Annotated in this window: 22 protein-coding genes; 6 read left to right on the plus strand and 16 right to left on the minus strand. The window is 42.4% G+C overall.

Features of this window, described 5'->3' with window-relative positions:
- Positions 1–46: 46 nt before the first annotated feature.
- Positions 47–1,438, plus strand: coding sequence for a sensor histidine kinase (locus GDK41_RS02390; protein ID WP_172971535.1), 1,392 nt, complete (start codon positions 47–49; stop codon positions 1,436–1,438).
- A 243-nt stretch (positions 1,439–1,681) separates the two neighbouring features.
- Here the strand turns inward: GDK41_RS02390 and GDK41_RS02395 are convergent, their stop codons facing one another.
- The 7 genes from GDK41_RS02395 to GDK41_RS02425 all read right to left on the minus strand — a co-directional run bounded on the left by GDK41_RS02395 (position 1,682) and on the right by GDK41_RS02425 (position 7,848).
- Entirely contained in the window at positions 1,682–3,511 is a 1,830-nt protein-coding gene (locus GDK41_RS02395) for a DUF885 domain-containing protein (RefSeq protein WP_152084913.1), read from the minus strand.
- Positions 3,512–3,590: 79 nt separating this feature from the next.
- Complete coding sequence (gene hemW / locus GDK41_RS02400) at positions 3,591–4,727, minus strand: radical SAM family heme chaperone HemW (protein WP_152084914.1); 1,137 nt, start codon at positions 4,725–4,727, stop codon at positions 3,591–3,593.
- Positions 4,724–5,317 (minus strand): XTP/dITP diphosphatase, encoded by a 594-nt coding sequence (locus GDK41_RS02405; protein WP_152084915.1) that lies wholly within the window; start codon positions 5,315–5,317, stop codon positions 4,724–4,726. Before GDK41_RS02405 ends, hemW begins: the two co-directional genes overlap by 4 nt.
- 6 nt (positions 5,318–5,323) lie before the next feature.
- Positions 5,324–5,761: a DUF4426 domain-containing protein gene (locus tag GDK41_RS02410; RefSeq protein ID WP_152084916.1), complete on the minus strand. Its 438-nt coding sequence runs from the start codon at positions 5,759–5,761 to the stop codon at positions 5,324–5,326.
- 11 nt (positions 5,762–5,772) lie between these two features.
- A complete protein-coding gene (locus GDK41_RS02415; RefSeq protein ID WP_152084917.1) occupies positions 5,773–6,306 on the minus strand; it encodes a YggT family protein in 534 nt (177 codons plus the stop codon).
- Positions 6,307–6,316: 10 nt separating this feature from the next.
- A complete protein-coding gene (proC, locus tag GDK41_RS02420) occupies positions 6,317–7,138 on the minus strand; it encodes a pyrroline-5-carboxylate reductase (RefSeq protein ID WP_152084918.1) in 822 nt (273 codons plus the stop codon).
- A gap of 14 nt (positions 7,139–7,152) precedes the next feature.
- On the minus strand, positions 7,153–7,848 hold the full coding sequence (locus tag GDK41_RS02425) for a YggS family pyridoxal phosphate-dependent enzyme (protein WP_152084919.1): 696 nt from the start codon (positions 7,846–7,848) through the stop codon (positions 7,153–7,155).
- A 30-nt stretch (positions 7,849–7,878) separates the two neighbouring features.
- Here GDK41_RS02425 and GDK41_RS02430 point away from each other — a divergent pair, with 30 nt between their 5' ends.
- The 3 genes from GDK41_RS02430 to GDK41_RS02440 all read left to right on the plus strand — a co-directional run bounded on the left by GDK41_RS02430 (position 7,879) and on the right by GDK41_RS02440 (position 10,909).
- Positions 7,879–8,922, plus strand: a complete 1,044-nt coding sequence (locus GDK41_RS02430) for a type IV pilus twitching motility protein PilT (RefSeq protein WP_152084920.1) — start codon at positions 7,879–7,881, stop codon at positions 8,920–8,922.
- A gap of 12 nt (positions 8,923–8,934) precedes the next feature.
- Positions 8,935–10,050 (plus strand): PilT/PilU family type 4a pilus ATPase, encoded by a 1,116-nt coding sequence (locus tag GDK41_RS02435; RefSeq protein WP_152084921.1) that lies wholly within the window; start codon positions 8,935–8,937, stop codon positions 10,048–10,050.
- 73 nt (positions 10,051–10,123) lie between these two features.
- Positions 10,124–10,909, plus strand: coding sequence for a hypothetical protein (locus tag GDK41_RS02440; RefSeq protein ID WP_152084922.1), 786 nt, complete (start codon positions 10,124–10,126; stop codon positions 10,907–10,909).
- Position 10,910: 1 nt separating this feature from the next.
- Here the strand turns inward: GDK41_RS02440 and ruvX are convergent, their stop codons facing one another.
- The 6 genes from ruvX to GDK41_RS02470 form a co-directional block, all read right to left on the minus strand.
- Complete coding sequence (gene ruvX, locus GDK41_RS02445; RefSeq protein ID WP_152084923.1) at positions 10,911–11,357, minus strand: Holliday junction resolvase RuvX; 447 nt, start codon at positions 11,355–11,357, stop codon at positions 10,911–10,913.
- Between the two features lie 8 nt (positions 11,358–11,365).
- On the minus strand, positions 11,366–11,923 hold the full coding sequence (locus GDK41_RS02450; RefSeq protein WP_152084924.1) for a YqgE/AlgH family protein: 558 nt from the start codon (positions 11,921–11,923) through the stop codon (positions 11,366–11,368).
- A 22-nt stretch (positions 11,924–11,945) separates the two neighbouring features.
- Positions 11,946–12,902, minus strand: coding sequence for a glutathione synthase (gshB, locus tag GDK41_RS02455; RefSeq protein WP_152084925.1), 957 nt, complete (start codon positions 12,900–12,902; stop codon positions 11,946–11,948).
- A gap of 50 nt (positions 12,903–12,952) precedes the next feature.
- On the minus strand, positions 12,953–13,687 hold the full coding sequence (gene rsmE, locus GDK41_RS02460; protein ID WP_152087489.1) for a 16S rRNA (uracil(1498)-N(3))-methyltransferase: 735 nt from the start codon (positions 13,685–13,687) through the stop codon (positions 12,953–12,955).
- 105 nt (positions 13,688–13,792) lie between these two features.
- The gene (locus tag GDK41_RS02465) at positions 13,793–14,266 is read right to left on the minus strand and encodes a hypothetical protein (protein WP_152084926.1); all 474 of its coding nucleotides are present in this window, start codon (positions 14,264–14,266) and stop codon (positions 13,793–13,795) included.
- Positions 14,267–14,297: 31 nt separating this feature from the next.
- Positions 14,298–15,191, minus strand: coding sequence for a DUF350 domain-containing protein (locus tag GDK41_RS02470; protein WP_152084927.1), 894 nt, complete (start codon positions 15,189–15,191; stop codon positions 14,298–14,300).
- A gap of 81 nt (positions 15,192–15,272) precedes the next feature.
- Here GDK41_RS02470 and glnE point away from each other — a divergent pair, with 81 nt between their 5' ends.
- Positions 15,273–18,074 (plus strand): bifunctional [glutamate--ammonia ligase]-adenylyl-L-tyrosine phosphorylase/[glutamate--ammonia-ligase] adenylyltransferase, encoded by a 2,802-nt coding sequence (gene glnE / locus GDK41_RS02475; protein ID WP_152084928.1) that lies wholly within the window; start codon positions 15,273–15,275, stop codon positions 18,072–18,074.
- A 55-nt stretch (positions 18,075–18,129) separates the two neighbouring features.
- Here glnE and GDK41_RS02480 read toward each other — a convergent pair whose 3' ends face one another.
- From GDK41_RS02480 to tolC, 3 genes are all read right to left on the minus strand, one after another.
- The gene (locus GDK41_RS02480; protein ID WP_152084929.1) at positions 18,130–18,789 is read right to left on the minus strand and encodes a TcpQ domain-containing protein; all 660 of its coding nucleotides are present in this window, start codon (positions 18,787–18,789) and stop codon (positions 18,130–18,132) included.
- Between the two features lie 15 nt (positions 18,790–18,804).
- Entirely contained in the window at positions 18,805–19,731 is a 927-nt protein-coding gene (gene lpxL, locus GDK41_RS02485) for an LpxL/LpxP family Kdo(2)-lipid IV(A) lauroyl/palmitoleoyl acyltransferase (protein WP_152084930.1), read from the minus strand.
- A 105-nt stretch (positions 19,732–19,836) separates the two neighbouring features.
- Complete coding sequence (gene tolC / locus GDK41_RS02490) at positions 19,837–21,183, minus strand: outer membrane channel protein TolC (protein ID WP_152084931.1); 1,347 nt, start codon at positions 21,181–21,183, stop codon at positions 19,837–19,839.
- A 220-nt stretch (positions 21,184–21,403) separates the two neighbouring features.
- Here tolC and GDK41_RS02495 point away from each other — a divergent pair, with 220 nt between their 5' ends.
- Positions 21,404–22,024: an NUDIX domain-containing protein gene (locus GDK41_RS02495; protein ID WP_152084932.1), complete on the plus strand. Its 621-nt coding sequence runs from the start codon at positions 21,404–21,406 to the stop codon at positions 22,022–22,024.
- Positions 22,025–22,038 lie beyond the last annotated feature (14 nt).

Consider the following 22,038-nt stretch of genomic DNA (forward strand, 5'->3'; position numbering starts at 1 on the left):
AAAGTTAATGTTTAAATTGGTACTTACGGTCGGAGGGGCGATATGTATGCTTATCATTTGGCTATTTGTATCTTCTACTCAGCAGTATCTAAATACTGAAAAAAGACTAAGTCACTTGCATCATCTTTTTCATCAAGTGCAACAAACCTATGCGGTTGCGGCGCAGCAACCGCAACGTATATCAGAGTATAAGGTCGCATTACAGTCCTTTTTAGGCACGTTAGTTGAAAATAAAAGCCTTTTGACTGGCAGCTTGGATGAGGCATCGTTGGCATGGCTAAACGATTTAAGAGTCGATGCTTCAATAAAGGATGAAGCGTTGCTGCAGCAGCATGAGAGGTTAGTGCAGGCATTTTTAGCATTGCCCAACTCTGCGAGCACTTCAGCTTGGCAAAACAATTTAAAATGGTGGTCGTTGTTAGTTATGGCAATGATCCTCTGGGGGGCGCTTTTATACTGCCTGTATCGAAAGCTGGCCTACAGCATTGTGCTAACACAGCAAGTGTTAATGGCAGCGAAAGGCGCACAGTCATATCAACTACCCGAAGCGCTATCAGGTCAACTAGCTGCAGAGCAAGAGTTAACTGAGTTGCTTAAATTTATTGATGTATTGGCGACTAGGCTAGACGAAGTTCACTCACGATTTATTGAAGAAGCGCAAGAAGCTACGCTCGGAAGTATGACACAAGGTTTTTCAAAATCTTTATTAAAAACAGTGGAGCACGCTGCAACACATCAAAAGCGCCTCACTACAATAATGAACAAGCTTGATAGTGGCCAGGTTAATGACGAGCAAATTACACAATTACATACCAAATCGCGTCAGATCTTGAATCAATTGGATGAAGAGTTGGCTAATGTTTACGAGCTTTTGGCAGATTTTGAGCAGATCTCTAATTACCATCAATTTGATATTGAAGTTGAGTTTAACCTCAAAACATTGGTAGAGGGGGTGTTTGCTCGACATCATCAAGAGCTCGCTGTTGAGCAGTTTCACGTCAGTTATGAGATCCCAGATAATTTGAAATTGAACAGTGCACCAGCGGTGTTTGAACAAATATACCATCACTGTATTAGCAACAGTGTTAAGCACGCAAAGAGCAATGATAGAGTTTTGCACATTGTTGTTTCTGCAATGGTTGTGAATGACTATGTGCATTTGTATTTTAAAGATGATGGGGTTGGGATAGATAGCGAGTTGTTACCCATTTTAGCTGAACCCACTTTGAACTCTAGGCAGCATTTCGGTAAGCATGGGCTGGGTTTAAGCGTGATCCATCACTTGGTAAGAGACAAACTTCATGGTGAGTTTAAGATCCAAAGTCCCGCTCATGGTGGAGCCTGTATTCACATTGTATTAGAGAAAACCCATTTTGAATTAGACGTTTCAGGTAGCAAGGGCAACCATCGTAAACAAAATGCTAAAAACCCACTTTAAGTAACTAATACCAATTGCATTAAATTGGTGATCAGATATTGCGACAGATAAATGGCTTAGTGACAAGGCAAATATTTCGCTATGTAGTTATTCTACATGAGAAATATTTAACGCAGTTAATGAGTTATTTAGCTCGCTAGAATGATCAATGTATTAATAAAATTGGTATAACTGTTATTTATAATGGCTGGGCATAAAAAAGGCTGCAATGAGCAGCCTTTTAAGAGTGATTAAATTACGTTATTAGGCTTTTTTGCTAGCAACCCATTGGTCAACAAAGCGCTCTAATACATTCAATGGAAGAGGACCATTTTTAAGTACCACATCATGGAATTGGCGGATATCAAACTTATCACCAAGCTCTTTCTTTGCCGCTTCTCTTAGCTCAAGGATTTTTAACATACCAATCTTATAAGCGGTAGCCTGAGACGGCATCACGATGTGACGTTCAACCATTTTTACACCATCAGACTTAGCGTTAGGTGTATTGTTTACGTAGTAATCAATACCTTCTTGGCGTGTCCACTTCATTGCGTGAATACCAGTGTCTACCACAAGACGACATGCACGCCATAGCTCCATAGCTAAGCGACCAAAGTCTGAATAAGGGTCTTTGTAAAGTCCCATTTCTTTAGGTACTAGTTCAGAGTACAAGCCCCAACCCTCTACATAAGCGGTTACGCGACCAAATTTTCTGAATTTAGGCACACCTTCAAGCTCTTGTGCAATTGCAATTTGCATGTGGTGCCCAGGAAGGCCTTCATGATAAGCAAGTGCTTCCATTTGGTAAGTTGGCATGGCTTCCATGTCATATAGGTTTGCGTAGTAAATGCCAGGGCGAGAACCATCTGGTGAAGGTTGCTGGTAGAAGGCTTTACCCGCGGCTTTTTCTCTAAATGCTTCAACACGCTTTACAATCATGTCCGCTTTTGGCTTTACAATGAATAGCTCATCTAGACGAGATTTCATGTTGTCGATCAATGCGGTCGCTTCTTTTAAATACTGTTCTTTACCTTCTTCGGTATTTGGTAAATAAAACTGCTTATCGGTCTTCATGAATTCCATGAACGCCTTTAAGTCACCTTTAAAGCCAACTTTGTCCTTAATTTCGCGCATCTCATCATGAATACGCGCTACTTCAGACAAACCAATTTTGTGAATTTCTTCAGCGGTTAAATCTGTGGTTGTAGTGCGAGCAAGTGCATTGTTGAAAAAGGCTTCGCCATCAGGGAACTTCCAAGCACCGTCACGAGTGTCAGCACGTTTTTCTAATTGCTCTAGGTAGCTGATTAACTTGCTATAAGCAGGCTTTACTGCCACTTTTAACGCCTCTGTTGCTTGTGCAACGAGTGCTGATTTTTCGTTTTCATCAATGCTTAGTTTGTTTATTTTACGCTTAAAGTCAGCCAATAGCGTAGAGTCTTTACCACTTTCAAATGGGGCACCAACAATGATGTTTTCACTTGATTCAATAACATAAGGAAACACAAACTTAGGCGCAATAATGCCTTTGTCAGCTCTGATTTTTAAATTATCAATCAGTTGGTCAAATACTTTAGGAACACCATTTAAACGTGAAATATATGCTTGTGCATCTTTTACATCTGTAATTTGGTGTTGGTTGATTAAAAATGCTGCCACCATTGAGTGTGTACCAAACATTTGGTTCACAGGGTAATTGTGGTAACGCCATTTAAAATCTGCAATTTCATTTTCTAAGTTTTGCTTCATCAAGTCATAGCTAACTTGTGTCGCTTCATCGAGCTTGCTGCGATCGATAGTTTTCAATGTGGCTAAATCTTTTTTAGTCAGCGCTAAATCTTCAAGATCGCGAGCTTCGCTTTCATCATCCCATTTATCATAGTCTTTTTTAATACCCATATAGGTTTGATAAATAGGACTGCGCATAACACCACGCATAAATACTTCTTCAAAAAAGGCATTGGCCTTTTCTACTTCACTTTGCTCGACTTGTTGAACTTGTTGTGTAGGAGCCGGTTTTTCAGCAGTTTGCTGGCAACCACCTAGTAACGCTACGCTGATAGCTGCAGCAATAACAGTGAGTTTACGCATTGTTTTACCTTTGTTGTTATTTAGGAGCCTAAGGCTCAGTCTTAAAATTGTACGACCGTTGGCGATTAAAACGCTTAATCTAAACAAATGATTGTAGCAGGTCGTTTAAATATCTGTGGCCCTTATTTGTAACTAACCATGAATCACCTTGATCCAGCAGTAGCCCGTTTTTTTGTGCTTGATTTAGCTGGCCTTCAATTTCTATAAGAGGAAGACCCGTAAAGTCAACAAAAGCTTGCTTTGAACATGGTTGTTGCAAACGAAAGCAATTCATAAAAAATTCAAATGATCTATCTTGTGGTGCTACTTGCCAGCTTTCGTATAAATAAGGTTTAGTTAAGTCCATATAACCTCTAGGGTGCTTAACTTTTACCGTACGCAAAATCGCGCCATCACTTGGTTGCGTAATTTTGCCATGAGCGCCACAGCCAATCCCAAGATAATCGCCAAACTGCCAATAATTTAAGTTGTGCTTACATTGATAGCCTGATTTTGCATAGCCTGATATTTCATACTGATGATAACCTGCTTGTGCTAGTAGAGCTTGACCTTGCTCTTGAATGTCCCACAGGATTTCGTCTTCTGGCAGTTTAGGTGGTTTAGAGGCAAATTGCGTATTTGGCTCAATGGTTAATTGGTACCAAGAAATATGTGGTGGTGCTAAATCAATAACGCGTTGCAGATCGCTTAAGGCATCGCTCAAGCTTTGGTTGGGTAGACCATGCATTAGGTCCATGTTAAAAGAGGCTAAGCCAGCTTGCTTGGCTTCGTAAGCTGCATTGATCGCTTCTTGCTCACCATGGATCCGTCCAAGCGCTGTTAATTTATCTTCTTGGAGACTTTGCACCCCAATCGAAATTCGATTGATCCCCGCAGCTACATAGTGTTTAAAACGGTCGGTCTCAACGGTGCCAGGGTTTGCTTCAAGGGTAATTTCAATACCTTGTTCAAACTCTATGAGCTTGTTTATCTCTTGCAGTAAGTAATCATACGCATCGGCTGATAGCAAACTCGGTGTGCCGCCACCAATAAAAATACTGTGTAACTTTCTTTGCTGCACGAGGTGCAAGTCTGCTTTTAAATCATTCAACAGATGTTGCACATATTCTTGTTCAGGAATATTGCCCTTTAGGCTGTGGCTATTAAAGTCACAGTAAGGACATTTTTGTACACACCAAGGAACGTGTATATATAAACTTAATGGTGGTAATTTCACGCATTTGCCTGCAATTGCTTAGCCAGTATTTTTAAGGCTTGGCCACGATGACTGATTGCATTTTTTTCATCCTTTGACAGCTCGGCGCTCGTACAGTTGAGCTGTGGTACAAAAAAGATGGGGTCGTAGCCAAAACCTTCTCGACCTTGTTGCTGAGTAGTGATTTCCCCATCCCAGCTAGCTTGGCAAATTAATGGCGTTGGGTCATCGGCGTGGCGCATATAAACGAGTACACACCAAAAGCGAGCTGTTCGCTGGGTTTGACCTTCAAGATCGTTAAGTAATTTGTCGATATTGCTTTGATCAGTGGCATCATCGCCTGCGTATCGTGCAGAGTAAACACCAGGAGCACCATCTAAGGCATCTACTTCCAGTCCAGAATCATCAGCAATGGCAGGCAAACCGCTAACTTTCGCCGCATGCCTTGCTTTGATAATGGCGTTTTCTACAAAGGTGGTGCCTGTTTCAGCCACATCAGGTACGTTAAACTGGCTCTGAGGTAACACTTCTATGTTGAGCTCGCTAAGCATACTGGCAAGCTCTTTTACTTTGCCCTGATTACCGGTTGCTAAGACAATTTGTTGGGTCATACTGCGTTAATCCACATAAAATTTTTGTTGAAACTTTAATACTTGCTGGTTATTGCCTTGTGCAATATTAATGGTGAAGCGGTAAGTTTCTTCGTTGTTATAAGCAATTTGTGCCAGGTAATAAATGGCATCGCCATCAACAACTTCTTTAAATTCCAACTCTTGCTTATTACCAATTAAATTGCGCGCCTCACCCGATAAGATGGCTTTTTGTGCGGTTTTTTCAGTATTGTTTTTGAGTACTGAAATATTCACAACCGCCTTGTAATTGCTGCGTTCCAAATCGTATGCTTGCGCAATAGTCGGTTGAATGAAGGTCGATGGAAAAGCGATATAATGTACTTGCCATGGGCCTAAGTTTTTAAATTGAGCACCTTGTTCAGAGTTCGCGTGTGCGAAGGCACACACGAAGAGTAGCAGCGCAAATGATACGAGTTTTTTCATAATTTATGCCTCTAGCTTAGTAAGTCCATCACCAGCAGTTGTAAAAATTGCATGCCGATGAGCAATACCAAAATAGATAAATCTAAACCACCTAACGGCGGGATGATTTTGCGAATTGGTTTTAGCATGGGCTCTGTCAGTTGATCGAATACGGCTGCGATGGGGTTATAGCCTTGTGCAACCCAGCTTAAAATTGCTCTGATGATTAGGATCCAAAACACTAACGAGAATGCTTCTTTTAGTACGGTTATCGCCCCTTGGATCAGCGCGCTTAAAGGGTGCCATCCGCCATAAAAAAGCACCATTAATAATGATACTTTAGCAAAGCCTACAATGAACGCCAGCAATAAGGAGGCAAGATCAAGACCACCTGCACCCGGAATAATTTTTCGCAGTGGGTTTACCGCAAAAGAAGTCACTTTCACGACAGTTTGGCTTAATGGGTTGTAAAAGTCTGCTCGAACAAGCTGTAGCCAAAACCTTAACAATACAACCATTAAAAATAGATCAAACACGATCCCTATTAAAAAATGCATGGCGTTCATATATTAACCTTTAAAGTTCTTTTTCCATTTCTTCAGCACGGGCAATACAAGCGTCCATTGCACCGGCTACCGTAGAGTGTAAATTTTGTGATTTTAGATGCTCCACCGCTGCATGGGTGGTGCCCCCTTTAGAAGTTACGTTTGCACGCAACTGAGCAATGCTAATATCGCTTTGCGATACGGCCATTTCGGCAGCCCCTAGAGCCGTTTGTTGAACTAGTTGGCGAGCTTGCTCATCACTAAAGCCAAGCGCTTTAGCCTTCTCTTCGATGGCTTCCATAAACAAAAAGAAATAAGCAGGAGACGAGCCGGTAACCGCAATTACATCATTAATTTGTGACTCTTGCTCAACCCATGTAGCGATACCAGTAGCAGAGAACACTTGCGAAACATATTCACGTTCTTCAGCGCTGATATCTTCGCCATATAAGCCACACACGCCTCTGCCTAACAAGCAAGGGGTGTTTGGCATACAGCGTACCATTTTTACTTTTTGAGCTAGCATTGCTCTGAGTCGTGCAACGGTAATACCCGCTGCTACTGAAATAAATAATTTGTCACTGAAATCTACACCTGAGTCGATGAAGCTTTGGCATAGCTCGGCCATCATTTGCGGCTTAACTGAGAGCACGATGACATCTGCATCACGCAGAGCTTGTGTGTTATCAGAAGTTGTTTGTACGTGGAAGTCGGCAGCCACTTTTGCAAGTTTGTCTTGGTTGCGGTTGGTAGCAATAATGCTTTGTGGTGCAAAGCCATTTTTAATCATGCCGCCGATGATTGCATAGCTCATGTTACCAGTGCCGATGAATGCAATTGTTTTATTAGACATAGCGCGTACTTACCTTATTTTCTTGAGCCAAAAATATCAGTGCCAATGCGTACCATGGTGGCGCCCGCTGTAATCGCAGGCTCTAAATCACCACTCATACCCATCGACAATGTATCTAGCTGAGGATATTGGTCCTTTAGTCTATCAAAGCAAGACTTCATTTGCTGGAAATATTGCAATTGTTTATTTGTATCATCAGTTTGCTCGGTGATAGTCATAAGCCCCCTAAGGTTAAGTTGACGGCTGTTGTGAATAAACTCAGCCAGCTCATCAAGCTCCTCTAACTGGCAGCCTGACTTATTCTCATCGGCACTGATATTAACTTGGATAAGTACGTTTAGCGGCATTAAATTGTTTGGTCGTTGTTCATTTAAGCGTCTTGCTATTTTCAGTCGCTCAACACTTTGTACCCAGTCAAAGTGCTCAGCTACTAGGCGTGATTTATTTGATTGAATAGGACCAATAAAATGCCACTCTATGTCCTTTTTTTCTTTTAAGTGTAAAATTTTATCAACCGCCTCTTGCACATATGATTCGCCAAACTGACGCTGTCCGTGTGCGTAAGCTTGTTCAATAAGTTCAACAGGTTTCGTCTTAGAAACTGCTAGAATAGTAACTGGTTGATCATTTGGGTGGTCATATTGGCGCTGTTGGGCGGCTTTTTTTACGCGGTCGTAGGCCAACTTAAGTCGTTCTGCTATTGTAACCATATTATTATTACGCTCGTAGTGGAGTCATACATGGATATTACTGAGTTATTGGCTTTTAGTGTGCAACACCAAGCCTCCGATTTACATTTATCGTCTGGCGTATCGCCAATGATACGCGTTGATGGCGATGTGCGCCGCGTTAATATTCCTGCGCTTGAAGCTAAGGATGTTAACAGTCTTGTATACGATATCATGAATGATAACCAGCGCAGAGACTATGAGCAAAATCTTGAAGTGGATTTTTCCTTTGAAGTCCCTAATTTGGCGCGATTTCGTGTTAATGCCTTTAATACTAACCGTGGCCCTGCTGCGGTGTTTCGAACTATCCCATCATCGGTATTGAGTTTGGACGACCTAGGCGCACCCGATATTTTTCGCAAAATAGCAGAGTATAGAAAAGGTTTAGTGTTGGTTACAGGCCCTACGGGCTCTGGTAAGTCGACTACTTTGGCCGCTTTGGTTGATCATATCAATGCAACACAACATTACCATATACTGACCATTGAAGATCCCATCGAGTTTGTCCACAAAAATCAGAAAAGTTTAATAAACCAAAGAGAAGTACATAGAGACACTCATAGCTTTAATGCAGCGCTTAGAAGTGCCTTACGTGAAGACCCCGATGTTATTTTGGTCGGGGAATTGCGAGATTTGGAAACCATCCGTCTAGCCATGACCGCTGCTGAAACGGGTCATTTGGTATTTGGCACGCTACACACCACATCGGCACCCAAAACGATAGACCGTATTATTGATGTTTTTCCTGGTGAAGAGAAAGACATGGTTCGTTCAATGCTTTCGGAGTCGTTACAAGCGGTTATCTCGCAAACATTAGTTAGAAAAGTCAGCGGTGGTCGGATTGCTGCGCATGAAATTATGCTAGGGACCCCAGCGATACGAAACCTGATCCGAGAGGATAAAATCCCGCAAATGTACTCAACAATTCAAACGGGTGCGATCCATGGTATGCAAACGATGGAGCAATGTTTAAGTAACCTTGTCAATAGAGGGGTTATATCTCAGCAGGATATTCCCGGTAAGGGACACGATGAACAAAACCAGAGGAACTTTTAAGGGGCATTATGGATGTTAGATAAATACTTGCAATTGATGGTCGATAAACACGCCTCTGATCTTTTTGTATCTGCAGGGCTGCCTATTAGTGTGAAAGTAGACGGTGAGCTACGCCCTATGGAAGATGGGCCGATAGATGCCGCTAAATCGCTCGAGTTAGTTGAGTCGATTATGACGGATAAGCAAAAGACACAATTTCACGAGCATAAAGAATGTAACTTTGCGATAGTAACAGCATTGGGGCGTTTTAGAGTTTCGGCTTTTTGGCAAAGAGATTGTGCGGGGATGGTGATCCGCCGCATCATAACTGAAATTCCAGATGTTAAAGACTTAGGCTTACCTTCGGTATTAACCGATGTGATAATGTCAAAAAGAGGTTTAGTGTTATTTGTTGGTGGCACAGGCACGGGTAAATCGACATCTTTGGCGGCTTTGCTTGGTTATCGCAATCGCAATCAACGCGGGCATATTCTGACGATTGAAGATCCGATTGAATTTGTTCATGAGCATAAGAAAAGCATTATTACTCAACGTGAGGTTGGCTTAGACACTGAAACATTTGAAGCAGCATTGAAAAGCTCTTTGCGCCAAGCGCCGGATGTTATTTTGATTGGAGAAATTCGTTCTCAAGAAACCATGGAATATGCGTTGAGTTTTGCTGAAACAGGACACTTATGCGTGGCAACCTTACATGCCAACAATGCAAACCAAGCTATTGACCGCATAATGCATTTAGTACCCAAAGAGAAGCACGACAAGTTAAAATATGATTTGGCGCTTAATTTGCGTGCCATTGTGGCCCAGCAGCTCATCCCGTCGTCAAAAGGCGAGGGGCGAGAAGCTGCTATTGAAATTTTACTCAATACCCCATTGGTTGCAGAGCTAATTAAAAAAGGGGATGTTGGCTCTATCAAAGAGGCGATGGCAAAATCAAAAGAAATGGGTATGCAAACGTTTGATCAGGCGCTGTTCGAACTGTACAAGCAACAACGTATTAATTATGCCGATGCGCTGCACCATGCTGACTCTCCAAATGACTTGAGGTTGATGATTAAGCTGCAAAATAATGAACAGCAAGGGGCAGGATTTTTGCAAGGGGTTACGGTTGATGGGCTCGATAAGCAGTAAGCTGTGTCGAGTACTTTTGCTTAGTGCGTGCTTTGGGTCATCAAGCAGTCTTGTAGCAAAAGACACTGTTCAAATGTATATACGAGATGATGTATTTGCAGACTATCAGCGTTTTGTAAATGGTCGGGCGGTACAAGATATTGATAATTTCAGCGGTGACTATATTCGCCGTGATGTCGTAGATATGATTTTGGTGCAAAAAGCATTGCTATTAGGGGGGTTTGATAAGCCTTTTGATTATCAAGTTGGTAACGTGAACTTTAGAAACACGAAACTACTTGAGCAAGGCAAGCTGCTTTTGAGTTTTGATAGTTATTGGTTAGCTGATGCCCGGCCACTAGAAGCGCATATTTTTATTAGTGATGCAGTTATTCGTCAGGGGGAATATTACGCCGGGCTATATTACTCACCCAATAACACAAAGGTTAGTTCCTTATCGAGTTATGAACAGTTACAAAAGCTAAGTGCCGTTAGTACACCTCGGTGGCGAACTGACTGGAATACACTTCAGCAACTGCCTCTTAAACGTCATGTTATAGAGCATGAGTGGATAGCTCAAGCACGTATGGTTAGTATGCGATGGGTTGACTTTATGCTGATGCCGCTCATGCCAGACAAGGGGAATGAGTACAAACTTGAAGGGATCCACCTCGTTGCTCACCCCAAATGGGTAGTGCTACTTGATGGAAGTCGTCACTTTGTTGTATCTAAGCATCATCCAGATGGGGAGCGAGCCTTTGCTGCTTTGCAAAAAGGCCTGGCCAAATTGAGGGAAAGTGGGCAAATCAAGCTAGCATATCAACAGGCTGGGTTTGTACCAGACTGGTCGAGTATGCAGTTGCTTGCGCCCACTCAGTAATTTATTGCCACAAATGCTCAAAGTAGCTTTCGAGAATGATCACCGCTGACATGCTGTCGACATTACCCTTACCAAGGTTGCGATAGCCCCCTTGTTCGAACAACCTCGCTTTTGCATCAGCTGTAGTTAAGCGTTCATCTTGAGTTTCAACCGGTAACCGATAATTGTTATGTAAGCGGTTTGCAAACTTTTTGGCGGCAAATGTCACATGCTGATTAGTGCCATCCATATTTAGAGGCAAACCAACAACGAGTAGATCGGGCTGCCATTGCTCAATATGAATGGCAATATCAGACCAATTTGGAATGCCATCTTTGGCTTTGATGGCCCCTAAGCTGGTGGCAGTTCCGGTCAGTTCCTGTCCTACTGCAATACCAATGCTTTTGGTGCCAAAGTCAAAGCCCATTACCGTTCGCTCGCCAAGGCGAGCTCGTTCTTTTTTTGTCATAACGTCTTTTATGCGTGTCCAGCCTGAGAGCTCAACTGAGCCGCGTCGATACCGAGCATCTGTACGGCTTTTTCCCAGCGTTGTTCAGGCGGCGTGTTAAATATAATTGCAGGGTCAGCTTCGATGACCAGCCAAGAGTTTTCTAACAATTCTTTTTCTAATTGACCACGCTCCCATCCTGCGTAGCCTAAAGTGATCAGAAAAGCATCAGGGCGAGCATTGGAAGTTAAGGATGCTAGTACATCTTTGGAAGTAGTGATCATAATATCAGAACTAAGTTCTTGGCTTGATGAATAACCTGGCTTTGGTGTATGTAAAACAAACCCTCTGTCAGTATGGACTGGGCCACCAGCAAAGACATGTTCGGCAGCTGCTGAAGTGCTTTTGTCGTTGTCGATCTCTATTTTATCTAAGAGCTCCCCAACCGTAACATCTATAGGGTGATTTACGACCAACCCCATAGCGCCATCTTCGTTGTGTTCACAGATGTAAGTCACGGTGTGCTTGAAAAATGGGTCTTGCAAGCTGGGCATAGCAACTAAAAAATGGTTTTCTAATGATTGCATAGTGATTGGCCCTGAATTTGTTTTACTTAGTATGGGCGAGTTTTACTTCTATCGCATCATAAAACATGTCCATAATTGAAATATCGTACGCGTTTTCTATTTCTTTAACACAAGTAGGAGCGGTGACATTTATTTCAGTGAGTTTGTTACCGATAATATCAAGTCCAACAAACAGTAAGCCTTTCTCTTTTAAAGTGGGGGCAACGGCCTGAGCGATCCGAAGGTCATCTTCGCTAATTGGGCGTGCTTCTCCACGACCTCCAGCAGCTAGATTACCTCGCGTTTCACCGCCTTGAGGTATGCGCGCTAGGCAGTATGGAACAACTTCACCATCTACGACTAAAACGCGTTTATCACCTTGTTTTATTTCAGGGATATATTGTTGTGCCATAGCAAAGCGTTGGCCATGCTCTGTCAGTGTTTCACAGATCACACCAATGTTTGGGTCATCTTGTTTGACCCTAAAAATAGATGCGCCACCCATACCATCAAGGGGTTTTAGGATGATGTCTTGATGTTTGGCTAAAAACTCTCGAATGTGTGTTTGTGAGCGAGTCACTAAGGTGTCTGGCGTATGTTCACTAAACCACGCGGTAAATAGCTTCTCATTGGCATCTCTTAGACTTTGCGGCTTGTTTACTACTAAGCTGCCAGCTTGTTCAGCGCGCTCTAATATATAGGTTGCGTAAATGTATTCAGTATCAAAGGGGGGATCTTTGCGCATTAAGATGACATCTAAATCAGATAAATCGATGGATTGCTTCTGTTCTAATTCATACCAATGGTTTGTGTCATCAAAAACTTTAGCTTTTGCTGCTGTTGCCTTGGCGTTACCTTGATATAAAAAGAGGTCGCCCATTTCCATGTAATATAATTCATAGCCGCGTTTTTGAGCGGCCATCATCATTGCAAACCCAGTGTCTTTTTTTATGTTGAACCCACTAATTGGATCGCTAATGATCCCTAATTTTATAGCCATGCATCACCTTTATACTGTTTTTATTTACTATGGGGGCCGCGCTTTAGAAATTAAAGAGCTAAATCGCCAAACTGTAGCTGTAAAGCACTCAATACAGTTAATGCGGCTGTTTCAGTCCTTAAAACACGAGGGCCTAAACGCACATCAATAAACCCTTGCTCGCTGGTGGCTTGTATTTCTTCGTCGGTAAACCCGCCTTCAGGCCCAACAATAAAGCGCACACCTTTACTGGGCGTTGGTAAAGTTTTAATACTGTGCTCTGCACGAGGGTGTAAGGTTAATTTCAACTCGTCTGAAGGCTGTGTAAGCCAAGCCGTTATGTCAACAGGTGGGTGTATGACGGTAATGGTATTGCGACCCGACTGCTCTGCCGCAGCAATGGCTATTTTCTGCCACTGGGCATGTTTTTTAGCGAGTCGCTCGCCTGACAGTTTTACACCACAACGAGTGGTGAATAATGGGGTGATCTCGCTGATACCAAGCTCGACAGATTTTTGAATGGTAAAGTCCATCTTATCACCTCGAGATATACCTTGCCCAAGATGGATCTTTAGAGGTGACTCACAGTCATTATCAACAAACTCAACCGGTTGAACGATCACTTTTTTTTTCGATACGTCTGTGAGTTCACATAAGTACTCGCCACCTTGACCATTGAACAATGAGACTTTATCACCTACTTGCATTCTTAATACGCGGGCAATATGGCCAGCTGCATTATCATCTAAGGAAATTTGACTATGTAAAGACAGCGCTGAAGGTTGATAAATATGGGGTATACGCATAATGGGCCTATTAGAGAGTAGCAATGTTGCAATAGTAAAGTTTTGCATACCAAGCGTCTAGTTTCTAATTGGTGATAAGCGCTCGTTGTCGCTGTTTTGTGCTTATTATGAATCTTGTTTGCAAAGTAGTGCTTCGATGTCTTCTCCGATTGCAGATAAATTACTGTTACAAGACAGGTGATTGTTATTAGCTTGGTCGGTTACTTTTTTGTACTCAAAGGCACCATCTTTTGTTTGTTCAAGCAAGTAGCGTACAGGGTGAAGAGAATTAAAAATGAATTGCTGTTCTTTACTAGCAAGAAAGTAATCAACGTTTGGAATGAGCACACCGCTGATTTGGTGATGCTCATTAAGGTAAGTAGCAAGCTCAGAAACGCTTATCTCGTTTGCAAAATCACAATAGCAGTAGTCTTTTATTAAATTATCAAACATCATCTTCAGTAGGTGACGCGTGTTATCTCCAGCCGCAATGATCTGGCTCTCGTTATTGGGAGAGTGCTTCAACAAATATTCAGCATACTCTCTACTGAACTCTTTGTTGCTGTCGACTAACAGAAAATTATCAAGCTTGAGAGACATGGCTTCACCTCGTGTAGCTCTTATCTGAGAGCTACACAGAAAATGTATTAATAAGTAAATAGCCCATGGATAAGAAAACCGCAAATTCTATACAGGCAATACCGATATTATCTTGGTGATCAACTTCTAGGCCTATGTCAACTTTGGGCAACGAAAAATACAACAGTATCGCGCTTCCTGTGTATAGCAACACCCACATTAAACCACAATGTAAAATGACCGAAAATAGGTTCTCTACTATCATTGCGCCGTGATAGTGAGCGCTGTGTAAACCTGCATAAATAGCCAAAGCAAGGCCAATGGTTTTGCCAGCGTATCGAATACCGATTGATGTGTTGTCTAAATTAAAGTTTTGCTGCAGTGATGCACCTTGATTAAACTTAGCAAAACGACTTTCTCTAAATTTACTATCTAGCGCAAACAGCCCCTGCAACAGGAAAAAGCTTAAACAAACAACGAGTAGATCACTCACGCCCTTGGGATGTACCCAATGATAAAGGCCTAACACGAGTATACCGTTAGCAATGAGCATTCCAGAATCGACTAACGCGGCACAGATGTTCTGTTTTAAGATGGCTTGCTCTTCATTGAATTGATACAAAATCCATTTGCGGTGAATATATTGTCCAATATAAACAAAGAGCAAAATTAGCGAGAGCGTGAATGCAGATCTCAATGGTGCTTCGATAACCGTGGCATATTTAATGTCGTAGAAAAAATACGCGACGCTAAACGCTATCACTGAAATTTGACACGCATAACTGATACCGAGCGCAAAGTTATCCCGTTTGGCTAACTCTTCTTGCAACGCTTGCTTTGCCCGATATTGCACTCGTAGGCGTAATAAGCTCACGACAAGACAAATAACGGCAAAGCTTGACAAAATAGCAAAAAAATTGATGTTAGCTAACGACAAATAGGTCATATTCGCTCTACTGGTTAATTTTAGATATTGCTACTATAACGACTCGCAACTCATTGAGCCATATAGCTATGGAGATTTTTTATGCATGATATCGCTTTACCCACCAACTTGGCTCATCAGGCACATGAACGTTGGCAAGTTTTGTATAATGAACAAACCCCTAACCCTGACTTGTTACGCTTGCTGGCGATGAGTGATTTTGCATTTCGAGTGCTGCAGCAATCGCCAGAGCTTGCAGATTGGTTACTTGATGAAACGCAAATGAAAAGTCGAGACATACCTAACCCTTTAACAGCAGACTTAAGCGTGTTAAGTGAGCGTGATTGTTTTGAGCTACTGCGTAAGTACAGACAACGTTATTGGCTAAAAGTTATGTGGCTTGATTTAGTTAAGGGTAATGATATTGCAGATAGTATTCGCTATATCTCACAGCTTTCAGAGCAACTCATTGATGCTGCTAATCGTTGGGCATTTGCACAAACTGTAAAGCAGTGTGGTACACCACTGGATGAGTCTGGCAAAGCCTTGTCGATGATGGTTATAGGAATGGGTAAACTGGGCGGGGGGGAGTTAAACTTCTCCTCAGATATCGATTTGATCTTCTGCTATCCCCAAAATGTGCCTACTCAAGGTGGGCGCAGAAGTGTTGAAGCACAAGTGTTTTATACTAAAGTGGCACAAAAACTGATAGCTGCACTCAATCAGGTTACCGTGGATGGGCAAGTATTTAGGGTAGATATGCGTTTACGCCCCTTTGGTGACAGCGGCCCGCTAGTAATGAGTCTATCTGCCATGGAAGACTATTACCAAGATCAAGGCCGAGAATGGGAGCGCTATGCCATGTTAAAAGCGCGCTTACTCGGCCAGCAAACACCTCATTGGCCAGCTTTTTATAGCATGCTCAGGCCTTTTGTATACCGTCGCTATATCGATTTTTCTGTCATTGAATCACTTCGAAAAATGAAACATATGATAGCCCAAGAAGTGAGGCGTAAGGGACTTGTGAATAATATAAAACTCGGCGCAGGGGGAATTAGAGAAGTCGAGTTTATCGTGCAGGCACTGCAGATGATACGAGGTGGCAGAGACACCAGTTTACAAACACCTTCAATACTCAATGCATTAAGTCAATTAAAAGCGCTAGAGGTGATCCCGTCAGGTATTGTCCACTCGTTGCAAGACAACTATCTGTATCTTAGAAAGATTGAACAATATTTACAGGCATTTGATGACCAGCAAACGCAAACCTTGCCTGATGACGCGGTATCGCAGGCTAGGTTGGTTAACTTAATGGGCGTCGAAAACTACGATGCATGTTTGGCGATGTTACAAACAAGAATGACAAAAATTCGAGAGGAATTTAGTCAGGTTATCGGAGATGAGCCGCTAGAGCATACTCAATCTGATGAAGCTTTCACATACGTATGGCTTGAGGAAGATACTGAGCAATTAGCGGGGAGAGTAGATACGACCCAAATACAGTTATGGCACAATGCGTTACAAGAGTTTAAAGCTGCACTTACCAAACGACAAGTTGGAGCTCGGGGTGCGGATATCCTCGATAAACTTATGCCTTGCTTATTGCATCAAGCAGCAGAGTTAAGCTTAGGTGGTGATGTATTAAGCCGTGTTTTAAAGATAGTGACAACGGTGGTATCAAGAACCGCTTATCTCGAGTTGCTCTATGAAAATCAGGGGGCGCTAAAACAGTTATTGTTTTTAACTTCTCACAGTCAGTGGATAGCCGAACATATTGCAAAATATCCAATTTTGCTTGATGAGCTATTAGACCCAGCTGCGCTGTATAAGCCCCTGCCTTTGAATGCTTACAAGCTTGAAATTAGGCAATATTTTCTTCGTATTGAACAACATGATTTAGAGCAACAAATGGAAGCGCTGCGTCAGTTTAAACAGGCGCATCAACTTCGAATTGCCGCTGCAGATGCAACCAATGTGTTAAGTATTATGCAAGTAAGCGATCACTTAACGGCTTTGGCTGAAGCAATCATAGAGCAGTCAGTGAACTTAGCTTGGCAACAAATGACGGAACGTTATGGCGCACCGCAAGGAAGTCATGAGGACGAAAAAGGCTTTGCTGTTATTGCATATGGTAAAACAGGGGGGTGGGAGCTTGGATATGACTCTGATTTAGACTTGGTTTTTGTACACAATCGCGATGGTGACAGTGATACACAGGGCGACAAGCCTATTTCTTCACGGCAGTTCTATCTTAAGCTTGCGCAGCGATTAATGCATTTATTTAATACCAGAACGGCTTCGGGTATTTTGTATGAACTGGATACGCGTCTGCGACCTGAAGGTAATTCTGGGTTGTTAGCCATCAATTTAGAAAGTTACTACCAATATCAGCTGCAACAAGCATGGACATGGGAGCATCAAGCGATTGTCAGAGCGAGGCTCGTATATGGGCAAGCAGATATGCGAGCGCGGTTTATGCAAATACGGGCTAGTGTTTTACAACAACCAAGAGCACATGAAAAACTTTTGAGTGATGTAACATCAATGCGTGAAAAAATGCGCGCTCATCTGAGCAAAGATACTGATGAGTTGTTTGATTTAAAGCAAGGGCTTGGCGGCATGACAGATATTGAGTTTATCGTGCAATACCTTGTTTTGAACAATGCTCAGCATTCCCCAGAGCTAATTGAATATACTGATAATATCCGTATTTTAGCGTGTGCGCGTAAATTGGGTATTTTACCTGAGCAAGCGCAATCAGTCCTGAGCGAAGCGTATTGTTTCTTCCGCGAGCTTTATCATAATCAAAGCTTAAACGGACAAGGAAAGTGTATAGCAAAAGACCCGCAGATACGCACACTGACTGACAAAGTCACTGAAATCTATGTGGCTACACTTACATAAGCACTGCGGTACGTCTAGAAAGGTGTTGTGACCTCAGTTGAGGTCACATGTATTTTTAGCCGCTTAACTTACGACAGTTATCACGCACGAAGCGGGTTGGCTTTTCGGTGATCACCGCAGCACGTTGGCGATGACAGAAAAAAGTAAATATTTCGTATTCAAAATCGTCGTTAATGGCACGACCGACTTGGTACAGTGCAGACAAAAAATTACTGTCGACACGGAAGTTATGTTTGACGACATAGTCTTTATCTAAATACCAAAACAATTCAATGTCTTCTTGGCGAGCATAAGTTGCAAGCACGCCTTTGAGGGTGTCGCCAGATTCAAAACGTCGAGCCTGATGCTCTCCAGTCCAGCGTTGGCTAGAGGCTTTTACAGCCCTTTCTCTGTCTTTGAGTGCCTCATCAAGGGCAAATGAGGGGTTGCCCAACTCGATGACAAATTTTGCACGCTCTGTATCTCTGCTGGTGGTCCTGTTACGAAAGCTTTCATAAAACTGAGAAAACCCTTGAGCTGCCACATTGGCAGTTGTGCTAACACTCATTTTTGGCATCGCGCCAAATAAAAAGTAGTACGCCGAAGCAATCAGTATAACTGCCAATGACAGGTGTTTAACCCAAAACCAGGCTGCCGATACCTTTCTTGCTGCCTTTTTACGGCGTACCGGAGTAGGAGCGGGTTGTTTTGGTCTTGTTTTTGGATTTTTTTTCATAACCATAAATAACGATTAGCCGTAATAAGATGGCGCATTTTCATCTGGCCTAGTTTTAAATCGTCTGTGTAACCACATGTATTGCTCAGGCGCTAACATGATGGATTGCTCCATTCGTTGATTTACACGTGTTACATCCTGCTTGGCGTTTTCGCTAGGAAAGTCAGTCATTGCAGGATAAATTTTTAAGTGATACTTACCCTTAGCGTCTCTTGTGCCACTTAAGCTTAGTGTTTCACATTTTTTGCTAGATGAAAATAATAACGTGCCGGTGGTTGTGGCGGCATCAGGAACACAAAAGAAAGGAGCAAATTCACAGCGATTGCGCCCGTAGTCTTGATCGGGTAAGTAATAGCACATTTTTTTCTTGTTAAGTGCCTGTAATAAGCCTTTAACATCGCGTTTGGTGATCAGAGATTCGTTTGAGCGTAACCGACCTTTGGTCATAAAGTATTCCATTAGCGGATTGTTATGTGGCCGATAAAAACCAATGCCTTGCTGCTCACTGCCCAATATTCTGCCTAGCATTTCAAGGTGTAGCATATGTGGTACTAACAGCAGCACGCCCTTACCTTGTTGTTGGACCTCTTCAACTAACTCTATTCCTTCAATAGAACCAATCACAGATTTGATACGCCATTGTGGCCACCACCAAGCCATGCCCGTTTCAAGCGTGGCGATACCAGTATTTTCCATATTCCTTAAAACCATTTCAGCTTGCTGCGCTTTGGTTAAATGGGGAAAACATAAAGCGACATTAACTTGTGCGATATGACGGCGTTTTTTAACAAAACGATGTACTAGGCGGCCGAGTAGTCTCCCAAAGAAAAACTGCACTCGCTGAGGTAGCCAAGATATAAGATACAAAAATAAGACACCTATCCAAGTTAACCAATAGCGAGGCGCTAGAAATGACCATTTAAAAGTAGGGGTTGTTACCACAAACAATATCTCTTACTGCATAATGGCGTTAGTTTATCGCAAGTGCTTAAAAAAACAAAAGCCGACACAGAGTCGGCTTTATAGAACTTGAAACTACAGTAGAGATTAGCTTTGCACTAAGCCTTTATTGATTGCTTCTAAATCGCTACGAGATAATGTACCTGTTGCTTGCTTTAAGCGCAGTGAAGAAAGCACATATTGATAACGCAAGTTTGCTAGGTTTCGTTTTGCGTTATATAGATTTTGCGTGCTGACAAGAACGTCAACGATAGTACGTGTACCTACCTCAAAACCGGCTTCAGTAGCTTGCAAGGCGCTTTCTGCAGACACCACGGCTTGTTCTAGTGCACGATACGTTGCTACGTTAGACATCACTTGGTTATAAGAGGTGATCACAGAACGCGTTACTTCACGCATACTTGCTTCTAAGTCTTGGCTTGCACCCACATACAATGCGCGTGCCTGCTCGGTTGCCGCCATAGTTTGACCACCAGAGTAGATTGGTACGTTCAAGGTTAATGCCACCGAGGTTTGATCTTCTCTAGGGACATTTAAACGGCCGTTACTGTCCGTTAATGAATCACCATAGCTTGCAGATAATCCTACTGTTGGATAATGTCCCGCTTTGGCAAGTTCTATTTGGTCTTCGGCGATATCTAAGCTTGCTTTTGCAAGTGCCAGAGATAAGTTTTTCTCTTTTGCCACGCCAACAAAGTCAGTCGCTTGCTTGCTTGGCGTCACGGTTGAGAAAGTATCAGTATTGAGTGAGTCTAATTTGTTATGATACTTACCCGTAATGGTGCGAAGTGCTTCACGAGCGGTTTCAACATCATTTTTAGCTACAATCTCATTGGCTACGGATTGGTCAAACTGTGCTTGTGCCTCGTGTACGTCGGTAATTGCAGTTAGGCCTACTTCGTAACGCTGCTTTGTTTGTTCGAGTTGGCGTTCAATGGCGCGCTTTTCGGCTTGCACAAATTCAAGGTTATCGAGAGCGCTTAATACATCAAAATAGCCCTGAGCAATACGTACCACTAGCTCTTGCTGAGTTAGCTCATATTGGGTCATCGCTTGCATTGCTTGCTTTTTAGCAATGTCTAAATTTTGCCACGAAGACATGTTGAAAATGGTTTGTTGCAATGCAATTGAGCGACTAAATGTGTCTTGAAAGCCACTACCCATCGTATAACCAGTTAGGTCATTTTGCTGTGGTGAAAAACCATCAGAGTCTACTTGACGATAACTTGATTCAAAACCCAATTGTGGAAGTAAAACGCTTAAGGCTTGCTCTTGCGCGTATTTTTGCGCATCGGCCTGTGCTTTTGCTTTTAGCACTGTAGGATCGTTTGCTGTTGCAATGTCGTATACTTGAAGTAAATCTTCGGCGTGCGACAGATTAGTAGTTAAAGCACATGATAGGCCAACTAACAGAGATAATAAGCTTTTTTTCATCGTTCGTTCAGTCCTTAGACAACTTTTTGTATTAAACGCATGTTACCTTGTTTTTTTCTAGAACGAAAAAGTTTAAACGTAAAACAATACCAACAAATGTAACAGAATATAATACAGGCCTTTATCTTGTGACAAAGACGTTTGAGAATAGTCAGAGCCACTATCATGGGGGTCGTTGATTACAATTTAAACCCCCCCTGTAAAAAATTAGGATGTAACTATGTCGTCAATTAGCAGCTTTAATAACAAAGATGTGACACTTGAGTCAGTAGAAACCATTTTTAATGGTTTTTTTAAAATACAGCTTTATCAATTTCGTCATGCATTATTTGCAGGCGGTATGTCGCAAACGATAAGTAGAGAAATACTGGAGCGAGGTCATGCAGTAGCCGTTCTGCCTTATGATCCTGTTACTGACTCAATATTACTCATCGAGCAAATACGCATAGGTGCGATGGCAAGCAAATCATCTCCTTGGTTATTAGAGTGTATTGCAGGTATGGCTGAAGGCAGCAAGCAATATGAAGAGGTAGCACGTAAAGAAGCGTTGGAAGAAGCGGGTTTAGAGTTAAAAGATTTGCACTATATGACATCGTATCTGTCGAGCCCCGGTGGCACAACTGAGCGTTTATACTTGTATTTGGCTAAAGCGGACTTATCAAACGCTGGCGGAATATATGGCTTAGAAAGCGAAGGTGAAGATATTAAAAGTCATGTGATACCCTATGCTAAAGCAATCGACTTGTTACAAAGCGGTGAAATTGATAACGCGGCAACGGTGATTAGTTTACAATGGTTGGCACTTAATAAAGATAAAGTGCTTGCTCAGTGGGTGAAGTAAAATAAGTTGAGGTG

It is taken from the genome of Pseudoalteromonas sp. A25 (genome assembly GCF_009176705.1).
GTDB lineage: Bacteria > Pseudomonadota > Gammaproteobacteria > Enterobacterales > Alteromonadaceae > Pseudoalteromonas.